This window comes from Nocardioides sp. NBC_00368, from assembly GCF_036090055.1.
Taxonomy (GTDB): Bacteria; Actinomycetota; Actinomycetes; order Propionibacteriales; family Nocardioidaceae; genus Nocardioides.
On record NZ_CP107970.1, the window covers coordinates 4,631,593 to 4,650,188 of the forward strand.

General features: G+C 70.6%; 16 protein-coding genes. 2 read left to right on the plus strand and 14 right to left on the minus strand.

Features of this window, described 5'->3' with window-relative positions; translation table 11 throughout:
* The gene (locus tag OG984_RS22120) at positions 1-600 is read left to right on the plus strand and encodes a TetR/AcrR family transcriptional regulator (RefSeq protein WP_328528335.1); all 600 of its coding nucleotides are present in this window, start codon (positions 1-3) and stop codon (positions 598-600) included.
* Positions 601-612: 12 nt separating this feature from the next.
* On the opposite strand, the gene OG984_RS22125 is transcribed toward OG984_RS22120, so the two are convergent.
* The 4 genes from OG984_RS22125 to OG984_RS22140 are packed head-to-tail and all read right to left on the minus strand — an operon-like array spanning position 613 to position 6,156.
* Positions 613-1,821: an alanine racemase gene (locus OG984_RS22125; protein WP_328528336.1), complete on the minus strand. Its 1,209-nt coding sequence runs from the start codon at positions 1,819-1,821 to the stop codon at positions 613-615.
* The gene (locus OG984_RS22130; RefSeq protein WP_328528337.1) at positions 1,818-3,134 is read right to left on the minus strand and encodes a D-arabinono-1,4-lactone oxidase; all 1,317 of its coding nucleotides are present in this window, start codon (positions 3,132-3,134) and stop codon (positions 1,818-1,820) included. Before OG984_RS22130 ends, OG984_RS22125 begins: the two co-directional genes overlap by 4 nt.
* Positions 3,131-4,069, minus strand: coding sequence for a sphingomyelin phosphodiesterase (gene sph, locus OG984_RS22135; RefSeq protein WP_328528338.1), 939 nt, complete (start codon positions 4,067-4,069; stop codon positions 3,131-3,133). The genes OG984_RS22130 and sph overlap by 4 nt, the downstream gene beginning before the upstream one ends.
* Positions 4,066-6,156, minus strand: a complete 2,091-nt coding sequence (locus OG984_RS22140) for a neutral/alkaline ceramidase (RefSeq protein ID WP_328528339.1) — start codon at positions 6,154-6,156, stop codon at positions 4,066-4,068. Before OG984_RS22140 ends, sph begins: the two co-directional genes overlap by 4 nt.
* A gap of 161 nt (positions 6,157-6,317) precedes the next feature.
* Between OG984_RS22140 and OG984_RS22145 the strand changes: the two genes are divergently transcribed.
* Positions 6,318-7,052: an SDR family NAD(P)-dependent oxidoreductase gene (locus OG984_RS22145; protein ID WP_328528340.1), complete on the plus strand. Its 735-nt coding sequence runs from the start codon at positions 6,318-6,320 to the stop codon at positions 7,050-7,052.
* Between the two features lie 14 nt (positions 7,053-7,066).
* Here the strand turns inward: OG984_RS22145 and OG984_RS22150 are convergent, their stop codons facing one another.
* From OG984_RS22150 to OG984_RS22195, 10 genes are all read right to left on the minus strand, one after another.
* Positions 7,067-7,924: an alpha/beta hydrolase gene (locus tag OG984_RS22150; protein WP_328528341.1), complete on the minus strand. Its 858-nt coding sequence runs from the start codon at positions 7,922-7,924 to the stop codon at positions 7,067-7,069.
* A 38-nt stretch (positions 7,925-7,962) separates the two neighbouring features.
* A complete protein-coding gene (locus OG984_RS22155) occupies positions 7,963-10,464 on the minus strand; it encodes a DUF6351 family protein (RefSeq protein WP_328528342.1) in 2,502 nt (833 codons plus the stop codon).
* A 93-nt stretch (positions 10,465-10,557) separates the two neighbouring features.
* On the minus strand, positions 10,558-12,150 hold the full coding sequence (locus OG984_RS22160) for an MDR family MFS transporter (protein WP_328528343.1): 1,593 nt from the start codon (positions 12,148-12,150) through the stop codon (positions 10,558-10,560).
* Between the two features lie 90 nt (positions 12,151-12,240).
* The gene (locus OG984_RS22165) at positions 12,241-12,846 is read right to left on the minus strand and encodes a TetR/AcrR family transcriptional regulator (RefSeq protein WP_328528344.1); all 606 of its coding nucleotides are present in this window, start codon (positions 12,844-12,846) and stop codon (positions 12,241-12,243) included.
* Between the two features lie 69 nt (positions 12,847-12,915).
* The gene (locus OG984_RS22170) at positions 12,916-13,404 is read right to left on the minus strand and encodes a nucleoside deaminase (protein ID WP_328528345.1); all 489 of its coding nucleotides are present in this window, start codon (positions 13,402-13,404) and stop codon (positions 12,916-12,918) included.
* A 50-nt stretch (positions 13,405-13,454) separates the two neighbouring features.
* A complete protein-coding gene (locus OG984_RS22175; RefSeq protein WP_328528346.1) occupies positions 13,455-14,042 on the minus strand; it encodes a superoxide dismutase family protein in 588 nt (195 codons plus the stop codon).
* 72 nt (positions 14,043-14,114) lie between these two features.
* Complete coding sequence (locus OG984_RS22180; protein WP_328528347.1) at positions 14,115-14,783, minus strand: hypothetical protein; 669 nt, start codon at positions 14,781-14,783, stop codon at positions 14,115-14,117.
* A gap of 214 nt (positions 14,784-14,997) precedes the next feature.
* Positions 14,998-16,335 carry an MFS transporter gene (locus OG984_RS22185; protein WP_328528348.1) on the minus strand — a complete coding sequence of 446 codons (1,338 nt, stop codon included), beginning with the start codon at positions 16,333-16,335 and terminating at the stop codon, positions 14,998-15,000.
* Positions 16,336-16,360: 25 nt separating this feature from the next.
* Positions 16,361-17,371, minus strand: coding sequence for a PDR/VanB family oxidoreductase (locus tag OG984_RS22190; RefSeq protein WP_328528349.1), 1,011 nt, complete (start codon positions 17,369-17,371; stop codon positions 16,361-16,363).
* A 10-nt stretch (positions 17,372-17,381) separates the two neighbouring features.
* Positions 17,382-18,482, minus strand: coding sequence for an aromatic ring-hydroxylating dioxygenase subunit alpha (locus tag OG984_RS22195; protein ID WP_328528350.1), 1,101 nt, complete (start codon positions 18,480-18,482; stop codon positions 17,382-17,384).
* Positions 18,483-18,596 lie beyond the last annotated feature (114 nt).

Below are 18,596 nucleotides of genomic sequence, written 5' to 3' on the forward strand. Positions count from 1 at the left end.
GTGGCGAGGGTGTCGGCAGACGAGCGGCGACGGTTGCTGGTGCAGGCCGCGATCCGGGTAATGGCGCGCGACGGCGTAGCGCAGGCGACGACGCGGTCGATCGTGGCCGAGGCGGACATGTCGCTCGGCACCTTCCACTACTGCTTCCGTTCCAAGGAGGAGCTGCTGGAGCAGGTGATCACCACGATCACGAGCCACACCCTGGCGCCGGCGCTCGAGATCATCGAGGGCCCGGGAACGCTGGAGGAGAAGCTGCGGGGCGGCCTGGCGTCCTACTGGCAGCACGTGCTGGACAACCCGGACGAGCACCGGGTGACGTACGAGCTGACGCAGTACGCGACCCGCAACCCCGCCCTGGCGGAGTTCGCGCGCAAGCAGTACCGCACCTACCTGGACGCGCACACCCAGGTGATCGAGTCGCTGGGCACCAGCGCCGGGGTGACCTGGACCGTCGACGAGGCGGTCCTGGCGCGCTACCTGACCGCGATCGTGGACGGGATGACCCTGCTCTACCTCAACGAGGGCGACGCCGAGACCGCCGGCGCGGCGATCGACCTGGCCGCCACCCAGCTGCTCGGGTTGGTCGCCGAGGGCTCCTGACGGCCCGACGCGTCAGAGGAAGACCTTTCCCTCCCCGCGGTAGGTGGGCACCACGTCGACGATGCGGTCTCCGTCGACCAGCATCATCTGGTCGACGTGCTCGGACAGCTCGCCGGCCTTGGTGTGCCGGAACCAGACGCGGTCACCGATGCCGAGGTCGTCGACCCGGTCGCCCACCAGCGGCGTCTGCACCTCCCCGGCGCCTTCCCGGTCGACCAGCGAGAGGCCTGGCGGCCACACCGGCGTCGGCAGCCGGTCCTTGCCGGCGGCGCCGGAGGCGATCCAGCCGCCACCGAGGACCGTGGCGTGCTGCGGTGAGGGGCGGCGTACGACGGACAGCACGAAGTACGCCGCGGGCTGAGGGTGGAAACGGGTGTAGAAGTCGAACAGGCGCGGTGCCAGGAGCCCGGACCCGGCGGCGACCTCGGTGACGGCGGGCTCGGCGGCGGTGAGCTCGAGGCTGCCCGTGCCGCCACCGTTGACGAACTCCAGCGACGCCACGCTCCGAACGGCGGCGACCGCGGCCGCGCGCCGCTCGGCGAGCTCGGCGGCCGACCGGTGCTGCATCGCCCGGACGGCGAAGCGGCTCAGGCCCGGCTGGTTGTCGCCGATGCCCGCGATCTGACCCTCGTAGCCCATCAGGCCGACCAGTTGGAAGCGCGGATGGGCCGCCACCTGGCGAGCCAGCGCGGCGGCGTCCTCGGGCGTGTGCACGGGGGAGCGGCGGGCGCCGAGGTGGAGCCGGCCGCCGGCGAGCCGGAGCGAGACGTCCAGCTCCAGGCAGATCCGGATCGGAGGACCGTCCGGTCCGACGACCTCGGCCGTGAGGTCGAGATGCCGAGGACTGTCGACCATCAGCGTGATTCGGGACGCGAGCTCCTCGTCCGAGGCCAGCCGCCGGAGCGCCTCGCGGTGCATGGTCGGATAGCCGACGACGACGTCCTCGTGCTCCTCGGCCAGCCAGAGCGCTTCGGGGAGCGTGTAGGCGAGGATGCCGGACATCCCGGGCAGCTCGAGAGCGTCCCGGATCACCGAGCGCACCCGGATCGACTTGCTGGCGACCCGGATCGGCTTGCCGGCGGCACGGCGGACCAGCTGGTGGGCGTTGGTGCGCAACGCCGCCACGTCCAGGACGGCGAACGGCGGGTCCAGGTGCTCGGTCGCGGCGAGCAGGTCCGGCCAGGGCGTGCGGGCGGAACCGACGCGCTGGGCGAGGTTCATCGCCGCACCTCCGGCGCCGGGCCGAGCACGCGGTCGAGGTAGAGGTTGGCGAAGATGCCGGTGGGGTCGAGCCGGTCGCGGAGCGCGACGAAGTCGTCGAAACGGGGATAGACCTCACGCAGCCCGGCCGCGTCGAGCCTGTGCATCTTGCCCCAGTGCGGACGGCCCCCGGCGGCGCCGAGCACCTCCTCGCAGATGCCGAACCAGCGCTCGTGCGGCATCCGGTGGTACTGGTGGAAGGCGACGACGGCGGAGTCCCGCTCGTAGGCCGGTGAGAGCCAGATGTCGTCGTGACGTACGAACCGGACCTCGAAGGGGAACGACACCGCCTCGTCGTGGGTGTCGACCCACCGCTTCAGCTCGCGCAGTGCGGGCACGAGCGCATCGCGCGGCACGAAGTACTCCCCCTCCCGGAAACGTACGTCCCGCTCGGAGGCGAACACGTTCGGCGCCAGGTCGGTGAAGTCGCGTGCGGAGATCGCCCTGGTCACGAACCGGGTGATCCCGGGGACCAGGCGCGGGAACCGGGTGCCCGCGCGGAGCATCGCCTCGAAGCCGATGTTGGTGACGATCCTGTCGTCGAGGGTGCGGACGAAACGGCTCATCGGGCGCAGCTCGGTGTCCCCGGGCAGCCGCTGGAACTTCCGGGTGAGCGCGGTCGTCGTGTGCGGGAACCAGAAGAACTCGAAGTGGTCGTTGCCGGCCACCAGGTCGTCGACGCCGTCGAGCACCTCCTCCAGCGGCGCGGCCGCGTCGACCGCCCGCAGCGCGTACATCGGCACGCACTGCAGCGTCACCTTGGTGATCACGCCGAGCGCACCGAACGAGACCCGTGCGGCCTCGAACAGCTCGGGCCGCTCGGTCGCCGAGCACTGCACGACCGACCCGTCGGCGAGCACGAGCTCGAGCCCGCGTACCTGCGTCGAGATGCTGCCGAAGGCGGAGCCGCTGCCGTGGGTGCCGGTCGAGATCGCCCCGGCCAGCGTCTGCCGGTCGATGTCGCCGAGGATCTCCATCGCGAGCCCGTGCCCGGCCAGGACCGGGTTGAGCCGGTGCAGCGGGATGCCCGCGTCGACCGTCACCAGCCCCGACTCGCGGTCGACCGCGTGGACCCCGTCGAGCCGGTCCGGCCGCAGCTGTACGCCGGGCGCGACCGCCGCGCCCGTGAACGAGTGCCCCGAGCCGACCATCCGGACCTTCAGCCGGTCGCGGGAGGCCTCCTTGACGGCGGCCGCCACCTCGTCGGTCGTCGCGGGTGCGACCACGCGCGCGGGCGTGACCCGCTCGGTCCCCGCCCAGTTCTGCCAGGTCATGATGTCCCTCCCAGGACCGGGTAATGGTCGGAGTAGTCCGTGTAGGTCGTCCCGCCGGAGCTCCACGGCGGGGAGGTCGGCGTCAGGGTGGTGTTGGTCCACCCACGAGGCTGCTGGTGGCCGCGCCGGAACAGCACGTAGTCGAGCTGCTCGCGCCCGCCCGAGCTCGCCAGCGGGTTGGTCTCCGGGTCCCAGCTGTAGGGATGACCAGCGAAGGCCGGGGCCGCGGCGTCGAGAGCGGTCAGCATGGTGGCGTACTCCGGGGAGTCCTTGACCACGTTGAGGTCGCCGGCGATCACGATCGGCTCGTCGGCCGGGATCGCGAGCCCGTCGAGGAAGCCGTCGAGCTCGGCGAACTGTTCGGCCCGGACAGCCGCGCCGCTGCCGAAGCAGGCGGGGTCCTCGGCCTGCACGTGGGTGCCGACCACGTGCACCGGTCGGCCGTCGACGTCGAGGCGGGCGTAGACGAAGCCCTTGTTCGCGAACCAGTCGGCGCCGCAGCCGTCGGCGTACACGTACTGGACCCGATGCGTGATCGGCCACCGGCTCAGGACGGTCACGCCGCCGTCCTCAGGGGTCAGCGCGGAGTAGGACCCGAGGGTCTCGTCCCAGCCCGACCGGGAGCGGCCGAGGACGGGCGTCTGATGGGGATATCGGCTCGCCAGGCGGGACTTGAGCGTGTCCGACGGCTCGTTGTCGAACGCCTCCTCGAGCACCACCACGTCGTGCCCGCGCAGGTGGTCGGCCTCGGCGAACAGGTCCGCCCGGGTGCCGTTGGCCTTCCCGCCGAGGATCGTCGGCAGCATCGCGACGTTGTGGGTCAGGATGCTGAGGTCGGGCGGCGGGGGTGCTGCCGAAGCCGGCGCATCCGGGCCGGGCAGCAAGGTCGCGGCGACCGCGCACACCGCCGCGATGCCGACCGCTGCGGACCTCATCGGCCCACCACCGAGAACGTCGGGCTGGTGCCGCTGATCGATCGGACGGTCCCGAGCAGGCTCCGGGCATCGCCGAAGTAGCGGATCCGATAGCTCCCGGACGCCACCTCGTCAGGTACGTCCCAGGTGATCGTCACCTTCGACGCGGCGACGCCGTAGCGCTCCCAGTGCAGCTTCGTCGACCAGTCGCTGTCGTCGGCGATCCGCTCCCAGCGTGGTTCGGTGGTCGAGCCTGTCGAGACCCGCCGCTCGACCGTGAGGTAGCTGCCCCCGTGGTGCAGCCCGTTGTTGGGATGCGCGCCGGCGAAGGTGACGCTCACCCGCTCGCCCGGACGGTACGTCGCGGCCGGCGCGGTCAGCACGTCGCCGTAGCCCTTTCCGAGCGGCGGTGCGTCGGCCACCACCGCGCCCTGGAGCGAGGGGAACTGCTCGGCGCTGCGGTCGCGCTCCTTCTCGCCGAGCGGGACGTCGACCCCCTCGCGCATCGCGGCACCGAGGTCGGCCGCGGTCTGCATGAACGCCGGGAGCTCGTAGCGTCCGAAGAGCGTCGAGGCGCCCTCGTACTCCTTGGCGTCGTACTCCTCCGGCGTGGTCAGGTAGTGCGCGTAGGCGTTGGCGTAGCCCTGGACGAGCACGTGGTCGATGTCCGTGCCGACCGCCTCGGCGACCGCTTGCCGCAGCCGCAGGCCGGAGACCACGGTCACCTCGGCGGGGACTCCGACGAGGTAGAGGTCGCCGATCCGGACCAGCTGGACCGGCAGCTTCTGCTGCACCATGTCGAGCGGACCGACCGGGAGGAGGATCTCCTTCGACCCCTGGCAGGCACGCAGTGCCGGGCTCGCCGTGTAGAGCGCCTCGGAGATCGCCGCGACCGCCGGGTTGCCGCCGTCCTTGCCCTCCTTGAAGATCGGCAGCCCACCGCCACCGTCCTCGGTGCTGCCCGCCGCGAACGCCGCTCCGAGCGCGGCCGGGCAGGTGGTGTGCGGCTTGCCGTCGGGGGTGAACTCGGGGCGTACCGCGGTGTTCGCGAGGTCGACGTAGACGATTCGGGAGTCGACGCCTCCGTCCAGCGCGCGGTCGTCGTCGAGCCCGCGCCGGGCGGCGTCGTACGTCCTGGTGCCGATGATCCGGGTGTTCTCGAACTGGTCGGTGGTCGGACCGTCCGAGGGGCGCAGGTTGAGGTTCGGCGACATGTCGCCGGAGTTGGTCTGCGCGAACGATGCGACGAACCCGGGGTCGTCGCTGTCCTCGACGTAGTCGACACCGCGGGCGAGCCGCTCCCAGGCGTACTCGGCGTAGCCCTTGTTGTCCGGGCTGACCAGGGTGTTGTTGGTCGACATGCTCGTCGCGTGGACCGGGAACCAGTTGATCACCCCGTCGAGCTCGCCGTCGCGACGGACCTGGAGGGTGGTGCTGCGGGTGTCGACGCCGCCCGGGAAGTAGGCCTTGTCGGCCTCCGGGTTGCGGTCGAAAGCCGTCTTGGAGCGGTTGACGTTGGCGTTGGTCAGCTCGCTCGTCGACAGGCTCAGGTCCGCCGGAGCGAGGTCGGCGTTCGCCCGCTCGATCGAGGCGACGATCCCGTCGACGAGCGCGCGGAACGTCTTGCCGTGGTAGCCCAGCGTGGTGACGTTGTAGAGGGTGTGGTGCGAGAAGCCGCCGGGAGCCGCGTGCGTGTGGGTCGCGGTCAGCATCACGTTGCGCTCGGTGTAGGTCTCGCCGAAGCGCTGCTCGAGCTTCGCCAGCACGGCGTCGCGGACGCTCTGGAAGATCATGCCGGCGTCGGCGAGGACGTGGACCACGCGCTCGCCCGACTGCGGGTCGGCGATCACGAAGGCCCGGGAGCGCTGGCGCATGTGCAGGCCGCTGCTGACCTGGCCGAGGTCGGCGTAGCCCATCATCCCGGCCTCGGCGACCTCACCCGTGACGTCGGCGATGCCGCGACCGACGAGGAACTCGCCGGGCTTCTCGGCGGTCTGTGGCGCCGCGGCGCTCGCACTCCCCGACGGCGGCGACACCGTCGCAGGTCCGGCGATGGTGACCGCCACCAGCGCAGCAGTCGCTGCCGTCCTCCACGTGACCCGTGTCATAGCAGGAGGATGCATGGCTCAGGTCACTGGGTCAAGAGTCCTGGACAAATGACCTAGTCCGTGGACGGCGGTGGCCTGCGACGTCCGATTACCGCCGGAAACCGGTGCCCGAGACACGTTGGATGGTTCATGACACAACCAACTCGAAAGATGGGAAGCCCATGAAGGTCGCCCTTGTCACCGGAGCCAGCCGCGGGATCGGCGAGGCCACCGCACGCCGTCTGGCCCGGAGCGGCGGACACGTCATCCTGACCGCGCGCCGCACCGAGGATCTCGATGCCGACGTCGAACTGCTCACCCGCGAGGGCCACTCGGCGTCCGCGCTCCAGCTGGACGTGACCGACAGGGACAGCGTGCAGCGCGCCGCCGACCATGTCGCGGCGACGTACGGTCGGCTCGACGTGCTGGTCAACAACGCGGGCGTTCTTCCGGAGGCGACCAACGCCGATCCCGTCGAGGTCGTCGACCTGCAGATGTTCCGCACCACCTACGAGACCAACCTGCTCGGCGCGGTCGCGGTCCTGGAGGCGTTCCTGCCGCTGATCCGCAAGAGCGACGCGGGGCGCATCGTGAACGTGACGACCACGATGGCATCCCTCGCCGACCAGACCGATCCGGAGTCTCCCTACTACGGCATGGTCGTGCCCGCCTACCAGTCCTCCAAGGCCGCGCTGAACAACGTGACCATCGCGCTCGCCAAGGCGCTGGCCGATACGCCCATCAAGGTGACCTCGGTGTGTCCGGGATTCGTGCAGACCGACCTGACCCCGATCAACCGGGACAGCGCACCCACCACGGCGGACGACGCCGCCGAGGTCGTCCACCGTGCCGCGACTCTTCCCGACGACGCCCCGTCGGGGACGTTCGTCGACGCCGACGGGACCGTGCCGTGGTGAGGCGCTGAGGGGCCTCAGCCGGCGGCGATCTCCGCGAGGAGGTCGGCGGCCGGTGCGGGGTGGACGAGCCAGCGGAGGTGGCTGGAGGCGAGGGTGTGGACGGCGTACGGGTTGTCCGGGGTGAGGGCGTCGCCCTCGCGGATCAGCCGGTCCTGCATGGCGGGCGGCAGGCTGACGTCCTCGCTGAGGCGTACGTAGGCGCGGGGGACCGTGCCCCACGTCGAGGCCTGCGCGCGGTCGTCCGGTCCGCCGGCGTCGAGGTTCTCGTCGGGCTGGAAGGTGTTGAGGAACGTACGGAACTCGTCGTCGGTGCCGTCGGCCATGAACGCCTGCTTGAGGCCGGCGAGGACCTCGAGGGAGGCGGTGCGGAAGTTGCAGCGCAGCAGGCCGACATCGGCGGGGTTGGCGGCGGCCGCGCCGATCAGCACCGACGCGTCGAAGGAGGCCATCTCCGGCTCCGCGTTGTACGCAACCGCATCGAGCTCCACCGGGGCCCAGGCCGACACGTAGACCATCTGGTCGATCAGGTCCGGGCGGGCGTTGGCGGCCGCGGTCAGGGTGATCCCGCCACGGCTGTGCGCGACCACGATCACCGGACCGTGCGCCTTCGCGCGCTCGAGCACCGAGACCAGGTGGGCCACGTTGTCGGCAAGCGTGACGCCCTTGATGCCGCCCGGTGCGGACGCGAGCGCGGCGAGGTCCTGGGGTGCCTGGTAAGCCGCGGGGAATGTCGCTCCGAAGCCGTGGCCGGGCAGGTCGACCGCCAGCGAACGGAACCCGCGCAGCGCCAGCTCGGCCTGGAGCGGTGCGAACGAGAACGAGTTGGCGAAGGCGCCGTGGACGAGGACGAAGGTCGGCTCGGGGGAAGGCATGGCGGTGACCCTAGCGCCCACCGGATGCGCGCCGCCGGTCAATTATCGTCCGCACGGCCGAACGGTGCCGACTGCGGCGCCGAGCCCAGCGGCGTACCTCCGTACACGACCGATCCGTCGGCCTCTTGGTAGGTCAGCCACGGCTCGGTCTTCGTGAACCCGACACCCGGCTTGCTGTAGTCGCACACCCCGTCGGGAAAGGCCTTCTCCAGCCGGTCCCACTGCGCGTCGGTGAGGCCGAACGCGCCGTAGTCGTCGGTGCGACGCAACGGTTTCAGGTGGCACTTGGCGTTGTCGGAGTAGTTGTTGTCGCCGGCCACGATCCGCGGCGTCGCGAAGTCGGTCTTGACCAGGTCGCTGACCGGTCCGAGACCGCACACCAGGTCCGAGACCGGGTCGACGACGAGATTGAGCGCGGGATCGAGGACCGGGTTGACGGCGCCGTTCAGGCCGTCGAGAGCGCCACCCGTCAGGTCGTCGAGGAGCGGGTCGGCGACCGGCAGGAACAGGCCGTCCTCGCTGGAGACGCCCTGGGCCTGGGTGCAGCGATCGTGCAGGTCGCCGGGGCGGTCCTGGACGATCTTGTCGGCCAGCGCCACGGATCGGTCGTCGGCCTCGACGGCAGACAGCCACCGGTCCATCGCGAGCAGCGCCTCCTTGGAGTAGCTCGGGTCGCCGATGAGGGGCGTCACTCCGTACCAGATCACCTGGTTGTCCGCGTGCCCCTGCTCCCGGCTCAGGCGGTCGCGCATCGCCCACGCCCAGCGGGCGTCGTGGGCGAGGCCCGGGTCCGGTCCGCCGTGGTCGATGATCGCCACCTCGGACAGGTTGCTGGCGGTGTTGACCATGCCGCTGCGGTAGGCGTTGGTGAGCGCTGCCGGGTCGGCTGTGGAGCGCTGAGCCCGCGGCTGGACGTCGATGTCGAGCCCGCCGATCTTCTCGTTGACGTCGACGAACTGCTCGGGCGTGATCGCCCCGGACCGAAGGGCCTCGAGGCCGTACTGGACACCGGTGTTGTCCAGCGGCGAGCCCGCGAAGCCACGCCCGATCTGCTTCTCCTGAGGCGTCCACACGCTCTCCGGCCGCGGGCCGAAGACGTTGATCGCGCCGTCGATGATCGAGCACCGTACGCCGCCGGGGTTCGTCGCGGGGTCGTAGCGCTCCTGGTCGCTGACCCCGGCACACGGGTGGGTCGGCATGACCGCCTGCTTGAACAGGCCCTCGTCCGCGGTGACCGCGTTGAGCGGCAGCAGGTGGCCCTCGACCGCCGCCCACTGCAGCGGGTTCCAGAACTTGCCGTCGGTGAGCCGCTGCGCGCTGCGCGCGCTTACTCCCTCGCTCGGCGCGGACGGACGAGCAAGCTCGCCGTCAGGCCTCGCTCCGGTCGTCTCGGAGCTCTCGAAGTACTTGCGGAGCAGGTGGTAGTCGGAGAACTGCAGACCCGGCGAGAGCGAGTCGGGGTAGGAGCAGGTCACGACCAGACCCTGGTAGATCCCCGGGTAGGCGTTGGCGATCGTCTGCTGCGCGATCGACCCACCGGAGCAGCCGCTGCCGATCGTGTAGCGCAGGTCGCCGTACGTCTCGACGAGATGCTCCTTGGCCATCATCAGCGACTCGGCCTCACTGGTCACGGTGCAGTTGTGACCGGTGTTGGCCAGCGCGGTCGAGAGCATCGCGAAGCCGCGGCCGAGCGCGACGGTCGGGCTGTCGCCGAGGGCGTCGGAGACGACGGGGATGCCGAGGTCGAAGGTGCCGGCGTAGTCGGTGGTCGGGGCGGTGCCGACCTCGTGGTCGACCCCGCAGCTGCCGCCGTGGGGGATGAACAGCTTGTTGTTCCACTGCTCCTGCGGCCGCCAGCGCTGCCACGGCTCGCCTGGCTGCCAGAGCACGGCGATCCGGTACTGGTCGCGGTTCTGGTAGCCGGTCTCCACACGTACGACGAACGGCACGGTCACGCCCTCGTCGGTGGTCGTGGCCGCGACGTCACCGGGTGGGTTCTCCGGATCGTACGGCTGGAGCCCGTCGAGCAGTGGATTTGTCGATTTGTAGAGCCAGCTGATCGTCGGCTCCTGGTTGCACTGCGCGTCCGTGGCGGTCGGCTGACAGCGCCAGGGCTGCAGCTGCGGTCCGGAGAAGATCGGCCCGCCGCGCGGGTGGTTGGTGATCGTGAGCCAGGCGCCACGACCGTCGGGAAGGCGCGCGGTGAGCTCGTTGGTGCCGAGCCGCAGGCCGCGTACGACGCCCTCGATCTCGCCGTTGGGCCGCTCGGCGAAGGCGTCGGTGACGTCGCGGTCGTCCTTGCGGCTCGACGCGTGGCGGGTGTCGCTGAGCCAGACCCGCAGGTCATCGGGGTCGGCACCGTCGGGGAGCGTGACCCGCACCAGCGCGTTGTCGTCGAAGACCAGGTCGGCACGGTTGGAGAGCGTCTCCAGGATGATGTCGTCAGCCGGCGTCGGCGCCGCCGCGGCCGGAGCCACGCCGAGCAGCATGCTCGTGACGAGGGCGAATGCTGTGGCGACAGCAGGGGCGCGAACGGACATGGCGTGCCTTTCCCGAGAGCTGCGCACGTCCCTCGAACAGACGCTCGCCGTGACAGGAGAATGCCCCCTGCCACGGCGAGCGTCAAGGAACTCTCAGCCGGCCACGGCCTCTCCGCGCGCGACCATGCCGGCCTCGTTGGAGAGCTTGACCTCCTTGAGGAACAGCGCGAGCGCGAGGCCGAGGAGCACCAGCGGCACGAGGTACCAGAACGCGGGTGCGAGCGCCTCGGTGAAGGCGTCGACGACCCAGCCATGGATCGGCTCGGGCAGCTGGTCGACCGCCGCCGGGGTGAGGCTGTCGCCGGAGAACCCGGCCCCGTCGGCCGGCATCATCCCCGAGGAGGCCATCTTCGCGGCCAGGCCCTCGAAGTTGTCGGTCAGCCGCGTGGTGAACACGGTCGTGAACAGGGCGGTGCCGACGGTCGCGCCGATCTCCCGGAAGAAGTTGTTCGCCGAGGTCGCGGTGCCGAGCTCGTGCGGGTCGACGGCGTTCTGCACGGCCAGCACGATGGTCTGCATGACCAGGCCCATCCCGGCGCCGAGCACGAAGATCATCAGCCCGAAGACCACCATCGACATGTCGCCGGTGATCGTGGTCATCCAGGCGATCCCGGCCGCGGTGACGAGCAGTCCGACGATCGGGAAGATCTTGTAGCGACCCGTCTTCGAGATCGCTATACCCGAGCCGATCGCGGTCAGCATCATGCCGGCCATCATCGGCAGCATCAGCAGGCCGGAGCCCGTGATCGAGGCGCCGGTCGACATCTGCAGGAACGTCGGCAGCATCGCCATCGCCGAGAACATGCCCATCCCGAGCACGAGGCCGATCAGCGTGGTCACGGTGAAGGTCGGGTTCTTGAAGAGACGCAACGGGATCAGCGGCTCGGGCGCGAGGGTCTCGGTGACGATGAACGCGGCCACCGAGGCCAGGGTGCCGACGAGCAGGCCGAGCAGCTGCGGCGAGGACCAGTCGTAGCCGTCGTGGCCGAGCGACTCCCACGAGGTCAGCAGCACGATGCCGCTGGTGGAGAGCACCATGAACATGATCCCGAGCCAGTCGACCGGCCGACCGGAGCGGTGCGAGGGGAGCTTCAGGGCGTACCAGGCCACGACGAGCGCGATGATGCCGACCGGCACGTTGATCCAGAACGTCCAGCGCCAGCCCGGGCCGTCGGTGAGCCAGCCGCCGAGGAGCGGGCCGATCACCGCGGAGATGCCGAAGAGCGCACCCATCGGACCCATGTACTTGCCCCGCTCGGAGGCCGGCACGATGTCGGCGATGATCGCTTGCGACAGGATCATCAGGCCACCACCGCCGAGACCCTGGAGGCCGCGGGCGGCGACCAGCTCCGGGAACGTCTGCGCCATCCCGCCGAAGAGCGAGCCGAGCGTGAAGAGCGCGACGGCGACCAGGAACGGCCAGCGGCGACCCCACAGGTCACCGAACTTCCCGTACAGCGGCATCACGATCGCGATCGCCATGATGTAGGAGGTGATCACCCACCCCTGGTGGGCGACGCCGTCGAGCTCCCCGACGATCGTCGGCATCGCCGTGCTCACGATCGTCTGGTCGAGGGACGAGAGGAACATCGAGGCCATCAGGGCCCCGAAGATCAGCCAGATCGTACGCGGCGTCAGCACGACCAGCGGCTTGTCGGGCGCGTCGGGCGCGACCGTGTGGCTCATGGGTTGGACCTTCCAGGCAGGTGTTGCAGAGGTGAGGACACACGGGTGCCCGTGTGCCGTGAGAATCCCGAGAGGTTGCGGCTGGTCGTTCTAGTCGTCGAGGAGCAGGCGGAGCTGGGCGACCGCCTCGGGCAGATGCGCCGCCGCATCTCCCTCGTAGCCGGACCGCGCCCAGGCGAGCGCGCTCGACCGCATCAGCAGCCCGGCGACCATCCCGATCGTGTCGTCGTCGACAGGGGAGGGCCGTGCCTTGCGGCGCTCGGAGAGCAGCTCCTCGAACTCGCCGACGACGCGCTGGTGCCAGGCGACGTGCCGCTGCATGAGGCGGGGTTCCGAGGTCAGCAGCCGCATGGCTCGCTCGACCTGCTCGATGTTGGGGGCGGCGTCCTTGAGGAAGCCCGCCACCAGCGTCTCCAGGTCGGTCATCAGTCGCCCCGACGGTCCGCCGGAGACGAACTGCGCGCGCACCTCGGCGTCCAGCTCGATCTCCTGGATGCCGAGAACCGCGTCGTCCTTGGAGTCGAAGTAGTTGAAGAAGGTACGCGTCGACAACCCCGCCGCCGAGCTGATCTCCTCGACGGTGACGTCATCGAGCCCACGCTCGCCGACCAGTCGCTGAGCAGCCTCGATCAGCGCCAGCCGACGCTCCCGCTTCTGACGCTCGCGGGCGTTCGGAGGCGGGGCAGAGGTGGGCACGGCACTATTCTTGCACTGAGTGCAAGTTGCAGTCAATGCAAGAATAGTGTGTTGGGGGCTACACCGAGATCAGACTCCTGCGGCCGCCCGGTGGAGCGCGTGGATCTCCTCGACCAGCTCGGGGACGGGCCCGATCACGTCGACTGCCGGCGCGACCTCCTGGATCGGCAGCGCCCGCACCGGCGACTCGCCCGCGCCCCAGCCGGCCCGCCACTGCGTCAGCTGCTCGGAGGAGGCGATGTAGACGATCCGCCCGACCCCGGACCAGCCGTGCGCCGCCGAGCACATCGGGCAGTGCTCGCCGGAGGTGTAGACCGTCGCTCCCGCCCGGGTCTCCGGGTCGAGCTGGATCGCGGCCCAGCGGGCGAGCTCGATCTCGGGGTGCGCCGTCGGGTCGCCGGTCGAGTGCTCGCGGTTACGGCCCTCCTGGAGCGCGTTGCCGTCGCCGTCGGCCAGGACGGACCCGAACGGCCCGTCGCCGTCCGCCAGCGCCTCGGCCGCCAGCTCGAGGCAACGTCGCAGGTGGGCCATGTCGGTCGGGGTCAGTTCGGTGGTCACCGCCCCAGTCTGCGGGCCGGTGCTGCGTACGTCCTCTTATTTCACGACGCTCAGCCGGCCTCGATCACGGCGCAGGCGATCCGGTCGCCGGCGTCGCCGGTCTTGGTGGTGTCCTCGTCCGGGCCCTCGGGGGCGTAGCGCTCCGGGACGTTGGCGTAGTTGTCGGGGCCGGCGTGGATCATCACCGCGCTGCCGTCCGTGTCCCGCAGCTCGTCGAGGGTGAACGGGCCGGTGAACTCCAGGCTGGCGGTGCCGTCCTCGTTCACGAGGAGCGACGGCAGGTCGCCGAGATGCTCGCCGTGGGCGCTGTCGTCGGGGTTGAGATGGCCGCCCGCGGAGAGGAAGTCGCCCGTCTTCGACGGGTCGTCCGGAGCCGCGCTGTCGGCCTCGCACTTGCCGGTCGTGTGCACGTGGAAGCCGTGGTAGCCCGCCGAGAGGCCGCTCACCCGGACGCTGATCCGGGTGGCCCCGTCGTCCTCCTCGATCTCGACCGTCCCCACCTCCTTCCCGCCGGGATCGGCGAGCTTCGCGCTCACCTCGTTGCGATCGTCGGGGTCAGGATCGGCCCCCTCCCCGCAGGCGGCGAGGGTCAGCAGGCCACAGGCAGCGAGCGCGGCAGCGGTGGCACGACGGGACATGGGATACCTCCACGAGAACGGGATCCGGTCACCCCCACCGTACGTCGAACGGAGGCGACCGGAGCGCAGGGATCAGCAGCCGTCGCGGAGGAGGCCGGGCTGGCGGCCGACGGAGACCTCGATGAACTCGATCTTCGAGTCTCGGGAGTCGCCGGAGAGGAGGAAGCCGATCCAGCGGTTGCCCTCCTGGACGACCCAGGTCGTCTGGCCGTAGTCGTTGGTCTTCTGGGAGCCCGTCCCGTAGACGTCCTCGAGGACCATGAGGGTGTCGCCGATGGTGATGCCCTGGGCGGTCTCGAGCACGGGCTCGCTCATCCCGAAGGAGCCGATGTTGCCCTGCTGGTCGTGGATGACGTCGATGCCGTCGCCGAGCTGGTCGGCCCACCGCCAGTGCTTCCCCTCGCAGATGTCCTCGCGTGCGGTGTCGCGGGTCATCCAGCCCTGATCGACCAGGGTGCGTACGTTGCCCTCGGCCTTGATCCTGCCGAAGGCGCCGGGCGCCAGCGGGCCGCCCCAGTCGAGCTTCGGCGTCGGCTCGGCCGACGGGGTCGCGGAGACCGAGACTTCGGAGGGTGCCGGGGTGGGAGTCGCGGGCGGCTCGGAGGACGGGGCCGAGGAGGGCACGGCGGACGGAGATCCGGAGGTCGGGGCCGGGTCGCTCCCGCACCCGGCGAGGCCGAGCAGCCCGACCACGGCGGTCGCCGCCAGGGCGGCGCGGAGCTGGATGCGGGATGTGGTCATGGTGACTCCTCGTCGGTCGTACGCCCCGAGCGGGCGTTCCGCCGATCTAGACGGTCCGCGGCCCGTCCCGGTTGCAGCCGGGACGGGCCGAGATTCCGGCCGGAGATGTTGCGGGGACCCCTGGCGGGGGGGTAGTCCAGGGAGTTTCCGTCGGTTACCGGCCAGTAAAGCGACAAGAACTCCCTGGACTATCCGCCAGACCTGACGCCCCGCCCTAGGCCGACGCGACCTCGGCGACCGGCCGAGCAGCCCGGCCGGTCCGTAGGAAGAGCAGCGCGACAGCGGAGATTGCGACGACGACGGCGGCGCCGACGTAGAGGTTGACGGGCGTCCACGACGCGTCGAGCAGGCGCCCGGCGAGCATCGGCGACAGGATGGCCCCGATGCGGCCGATGCCGATCGCCCAGCCCATACCCGTGCTGCGGATCTCGGTGCCGTAGATGGCCGGGGTGATCGTGTAGAGGCCGGCGATGCAGCCGTTGATGAGCGCGCCGACGACGACGCCGATGATCAGCGCGACCGTGAGCAGGGCGGTGCTGGTGATGAAGACGACCATCGTCAGGGCCGAGAGGACCGTGAAGCCGATCAGCACCAGGCGGTTGTCGAGGCGGGAGGCGACGAGGCCGTAGAGCACCGAGCCGGCGGTGCCGCCCAGGGCGAGCATCATGCCGGCGGTGACCGCGTCCGCCTCCGACAGGCCCGAGGTCACCAGCAGCTGCGGGGTCCAGCTGTTGACGAAGTAGAAGCCGAACATCGTCGCCAGGAACGCCACCCAGACGAGCAGGGTCGAGCGGCGCAGGTCGGCGCCCAGCAGGATGCCGGGGTTGCCGCTGCGGCGCCGGGCGGTCACCCGAGGGGTGGCCTCCAGGACATCCGAGGTGACCGCCGGCTGCCCGAGCCGCCCGAGGATCCGGTTGATCCGCTCCACCGCCTGCCGCGGCCGGCGCTGGACGAGGAAGTCGACCGACTCGGGCAGCAGCACGACCAGGAGCACCAGCGCGATCCCGGTCGCGACGCCCCCGGCGACGAAGACGCTGCGCCAGCCGAGATCGGCGAGCATGCCGCGCGCGGCCACGCCGCCGAGGGTGGCGCCGATGCCGTAGCCCGCCGTGTAGAGGCCGATCGCCAGACCGCGCCAGCGCGCCGAGGCGTACTCGCTCGCGATCACGTTGGTGCTGGCCAGGATGCCGCCGACTCCGAGCCCGGTGACCACCCGAGCGAGGCCGAGCAGGAGGGCGGACGGGGCGGCCGCGGAGAGCAGCATGCCGAGGGTCGCCAGTCCGACGCTGATCAGGATGAGCGGGCGGCGGCCGATGACGTCGGCGACCGGGGCCAGCGCCAGCGAGCCGACCGCCATGCCGACGAGGCCGGCGCTGAGCAGCACGCCGAGCTCCGAGCCGCTCAGCGCGAACTCCTCGGTCAGCGAGGAAGCCGTGAAGGCCATCGCCATCACGTCGAATCCGTCCAGACAGTTCAACAGGACGCACAGCGCGACGACCATCCACTGGTAGGGGGTCATCGCGGCGGCGTCGATGCGCGCACGAAGGTTCATCTCGGGTCTCTTTCGGGGTGGGGTTTCACGGAAGGTGGAGGGTCACGGCAGCGGGGTCGGCCGAGCCCGACCCCGACTCGCCGCGGGCGGCACGGGCGACGCAGAGGCACAAGGACGCGTACGTCTCCTTCTGCTGGCTCAGGAAGACGTCGCGGTGGTCGATCCGGCCGCTGACGTCGAGGACCTTGACCTGGCAGATCCCGCACTCGCCCTTGCGGCAGTCCCACATCACCTCGACCCCGGCGTCCTCGAGCGCGTCGAGCATCGAGGTGTCCTTGCCGACGTGGACGGAGCGGTCGAGCTGGGGGAGGTGCACGACGAAGTCCTCGGCGGCCCAGGCGCCACTGCTGCCGAACGTCTCGAACCGCAGGTTCGGCTCCGGCAGCTCGTGGGCCGCCCAGGCGCGGCGTATCGCGTCCATCAGCCGGATCGGGCCGCACATGTACATCTCGGTCCGCGCCGCCGCGGGGCTCCCGGCGATCTCGCCGACGAACTCGCCGACATCGAGGCGTACGTCCTCGTCGTCGACGAACACCCGGACGCGGTCGCCGTGCGCCTCGACGAGCTCGTCGAGGTAGGCCATGACGCGTCGACTGCGCCCGGCCAGGACGAGCGTGTAGTCGGCGCCCCGGCGGCGGAGGGTGTCGGCCATCGCCACCAGCGCGGTGACGCCGATGCCGCCGGCGACGAGCACGTACCGGTCGGCGCCGACGCCGAGCGGGAAGCTCTGGACCGGGCCGGTCATCTCGACCACGTCGCCGGGTTCGAGGGCGTGCATGTGGCGGGACCCTCCGCGAGATGACGGGGCGAGCTGGACGCCGAGCGTGAGGCGGCGGCCGCCGTCGTCGGAGCGGACGACCGAGTAGGAGCGCTTCCGGCTGTGCCCGTCGAGGTCGAGCCGGAGGTCGACGTGGGTGCCGGGTGCGGCGTGCACGGGACGTTCGGGAGCGAGGACGACGCGGCGTACGCCCTCGGCGATGTCGGAGGTCTCGACCACACGGCCCTGCTGCCACCAGGTCTGGGTGTTCACTGCCATCGCGGCGGCCTCACTTCGCAGCCGCGGCGGGGAGACCCTCCGCCTGCAGCATGCGGTCCAGGATCCGGCGCACCCACATCCCGCCGGCGTCGATGTTGAGGCTGTAGAACTCGTGGTCCGGGTTCGCGTCGATCGCCCGCTGCTGGGCGGCGAGCATGTCCTCGTCCTCGCCGAAGACGCCGTGGACGCCCTGGCGCAGCTGGGTCGTGATGGTCTGGCTCTCCAGGCGGTAGTTGCGCATGAAGGCCCAGAAGTAGTGCGAGGTCCGCGCGGTCTCCGGAGTGATCGTGTTCATCACGAAGCCGTTCACGCCCTGGCTGCGGTCGCCCTCGGGGGCGCCGGTGCCGGCCTTGGCGACGCCGACGTCGATGCAGATCGTCGAGGGTGCCTCGAAGTGGATGATCTGCCAGCGGTCGACCTTCCCGCTGAACCCGGGGAACTTGTCCCGCATGTTCTTCAGCCAGAACGGAGGCGCGTCGATGTCGCGCATCCACCGGGTGACGGTCACGTGGCGGTCGTCGTGGCTGACCTCGAACTCGGCCTCGGAGAGCTCGTCCTGCCCGATGCTCGAGCTGTGCACGAACTCCTCGTGGGTGAGGTCCATCAGGTTGTCGAGCACCAGCTGGTAGTTGCAGGGCGCATAGATCGTCTCGCCGTCGCCGGCCCAGTCCGGTGAGTCCATCTGGTGCATGTCGGGCACGGTGGCGGGGTCGGCGAGGTCGGGGTCGCCCACCCAGACCCACACGTAGCGGTAGCGCTCCACGACCGGGTAGGACGGGACGATCGCGCTCGGGTTGATCGTCTCCTGCGCGGGCATGCTCGTGCAGCGGCCGGCGGAGTTGTAGCGCAGCCCGTGGTAGGGGCACTGGATCTCATCGCCGAACACCTTGCCCTTCGACAGTGGCGCCAGCCGGTGCCAGCAGGCGTCGGCCAGCGCGACGGCGCGGCCGTCGCTGTTGCGCCACAGTGCCAGCGGCACGCCTGCGATGGTGCGGGCGAGCGGCTGCTTCGCGGTCACCTCGTGGTCCCACGCGGCGACGTACCAGGCGTTGCGGGGGAAGTTGAAGATCTTGCTCGCCGCGGTGATCGGCGGGGAATCCAGGACGGTCATGGGGAACTCCCTATGGAGATAGGTGTTGTGCTCGTCACAAACTACCTATCTCTATAGTTAGTGGCAAGAGGCGGGTACGCTCGCGCCACGGTCACTGGGCTGGAAGAGGGGGTC

Excerpts from the sequence above, each read along its gene's own strand:
- OG984_RS22175 (WP_328528346.1), bottom strand. The coding sequence starts at position 14,042 with ATGTCCCGTCGTGCCACCGCTGCCGCGCTCGCTGCCTGTGGCCTGCTG.
- OG984_RS22140 (WP_328528339.1), bottom strand. The coding sequence starts at position 6,156 with ATGACACGGGTCACGTGGAGGACGGCAGCGACTGCTGCGCTGGTGGCG.
- OG984_RS22150 (WP_328528341.1), bottom strand. The coding sequence starts at position 7,924 with ATGCCTTCCCCCGAGCCGACCTTCGTCCTCGTCCACGGCGCCTTCGCC.
- OG984_RS22155 (WP_328528342.1), bottom strand. The coding sequence starts at position 10,464 with ATGTCCGTTCGCGCCCCTGCTGTCGCCACAGCATTCGCCCTCGTCACG.
- sph (WP_328528338.1), bottom strand. The coding sequence starts at position 4,069 with ATGAGGTCCGCAGCGGTCGGCATCGCGGCGGTGTGCGCGGTCGCCGCG.
- OG984_RS22130 (WP_328528337.1), bottom strand. The coding sequence starts at position 3,134 with ATGACCTGGCAGAACTGGGCGGGGACCGAGCGGGTCACGCCCGCGCGC.
- OG984_RS22145 (WP_328528340.1), top strand. The coding sequence starts at position 6,318 with ATGAAGGTCGCCCTTGTCACCGGAGCCAGCCGCGGGATCGGCGAGGCC.
- OG984_RS22190 (WP_328528349.1), bottom strand. The coding sequence starts at position 17,371 with ATGGCAGTGAACACCCAGACCTGGTGGCAGCAGGGCCGTGTGGTCGAG.
- OG984_RS22195 (WP_328528350.1), bottom strand. The coding sequence starts at position 18,482 with ATGACCGTCCTGGATTCCCCGCCGATCACCGCGGCGAGCAAGATCTTC.
- OG984_RS22125 (WP_328528336.1), bottom strand. The coding sequence starts at position 1,821 with ATGAACCTCGCCCAGCGCGTCGGTTCCGCCCGCACGCCCTGGCCGGAC.
- OG984_RS22180 (WP_328528347.1), bottom strand. The coding sequence starts at position 14,783 with ATGACCACATCCCGCATCCAGCTCCGCGCCGCCCTGGCGGCGACCGCC.
- OG984_RS22185 (WP_328528348.1), bottom strand. The coding sequence starts at position 16,335 with ATGAACCTTCGTGCGCGCATCGACGCCGCCGCGATGACCCCCTACCAG.
- OG984_RS22160 (WP_328528343.1), bottom strand. The coding sequence starts at position 12,150 with ATGAGCCACACGGTCGCGCCCGACGCGCCCGACAAGCCGCTGGTCGTG.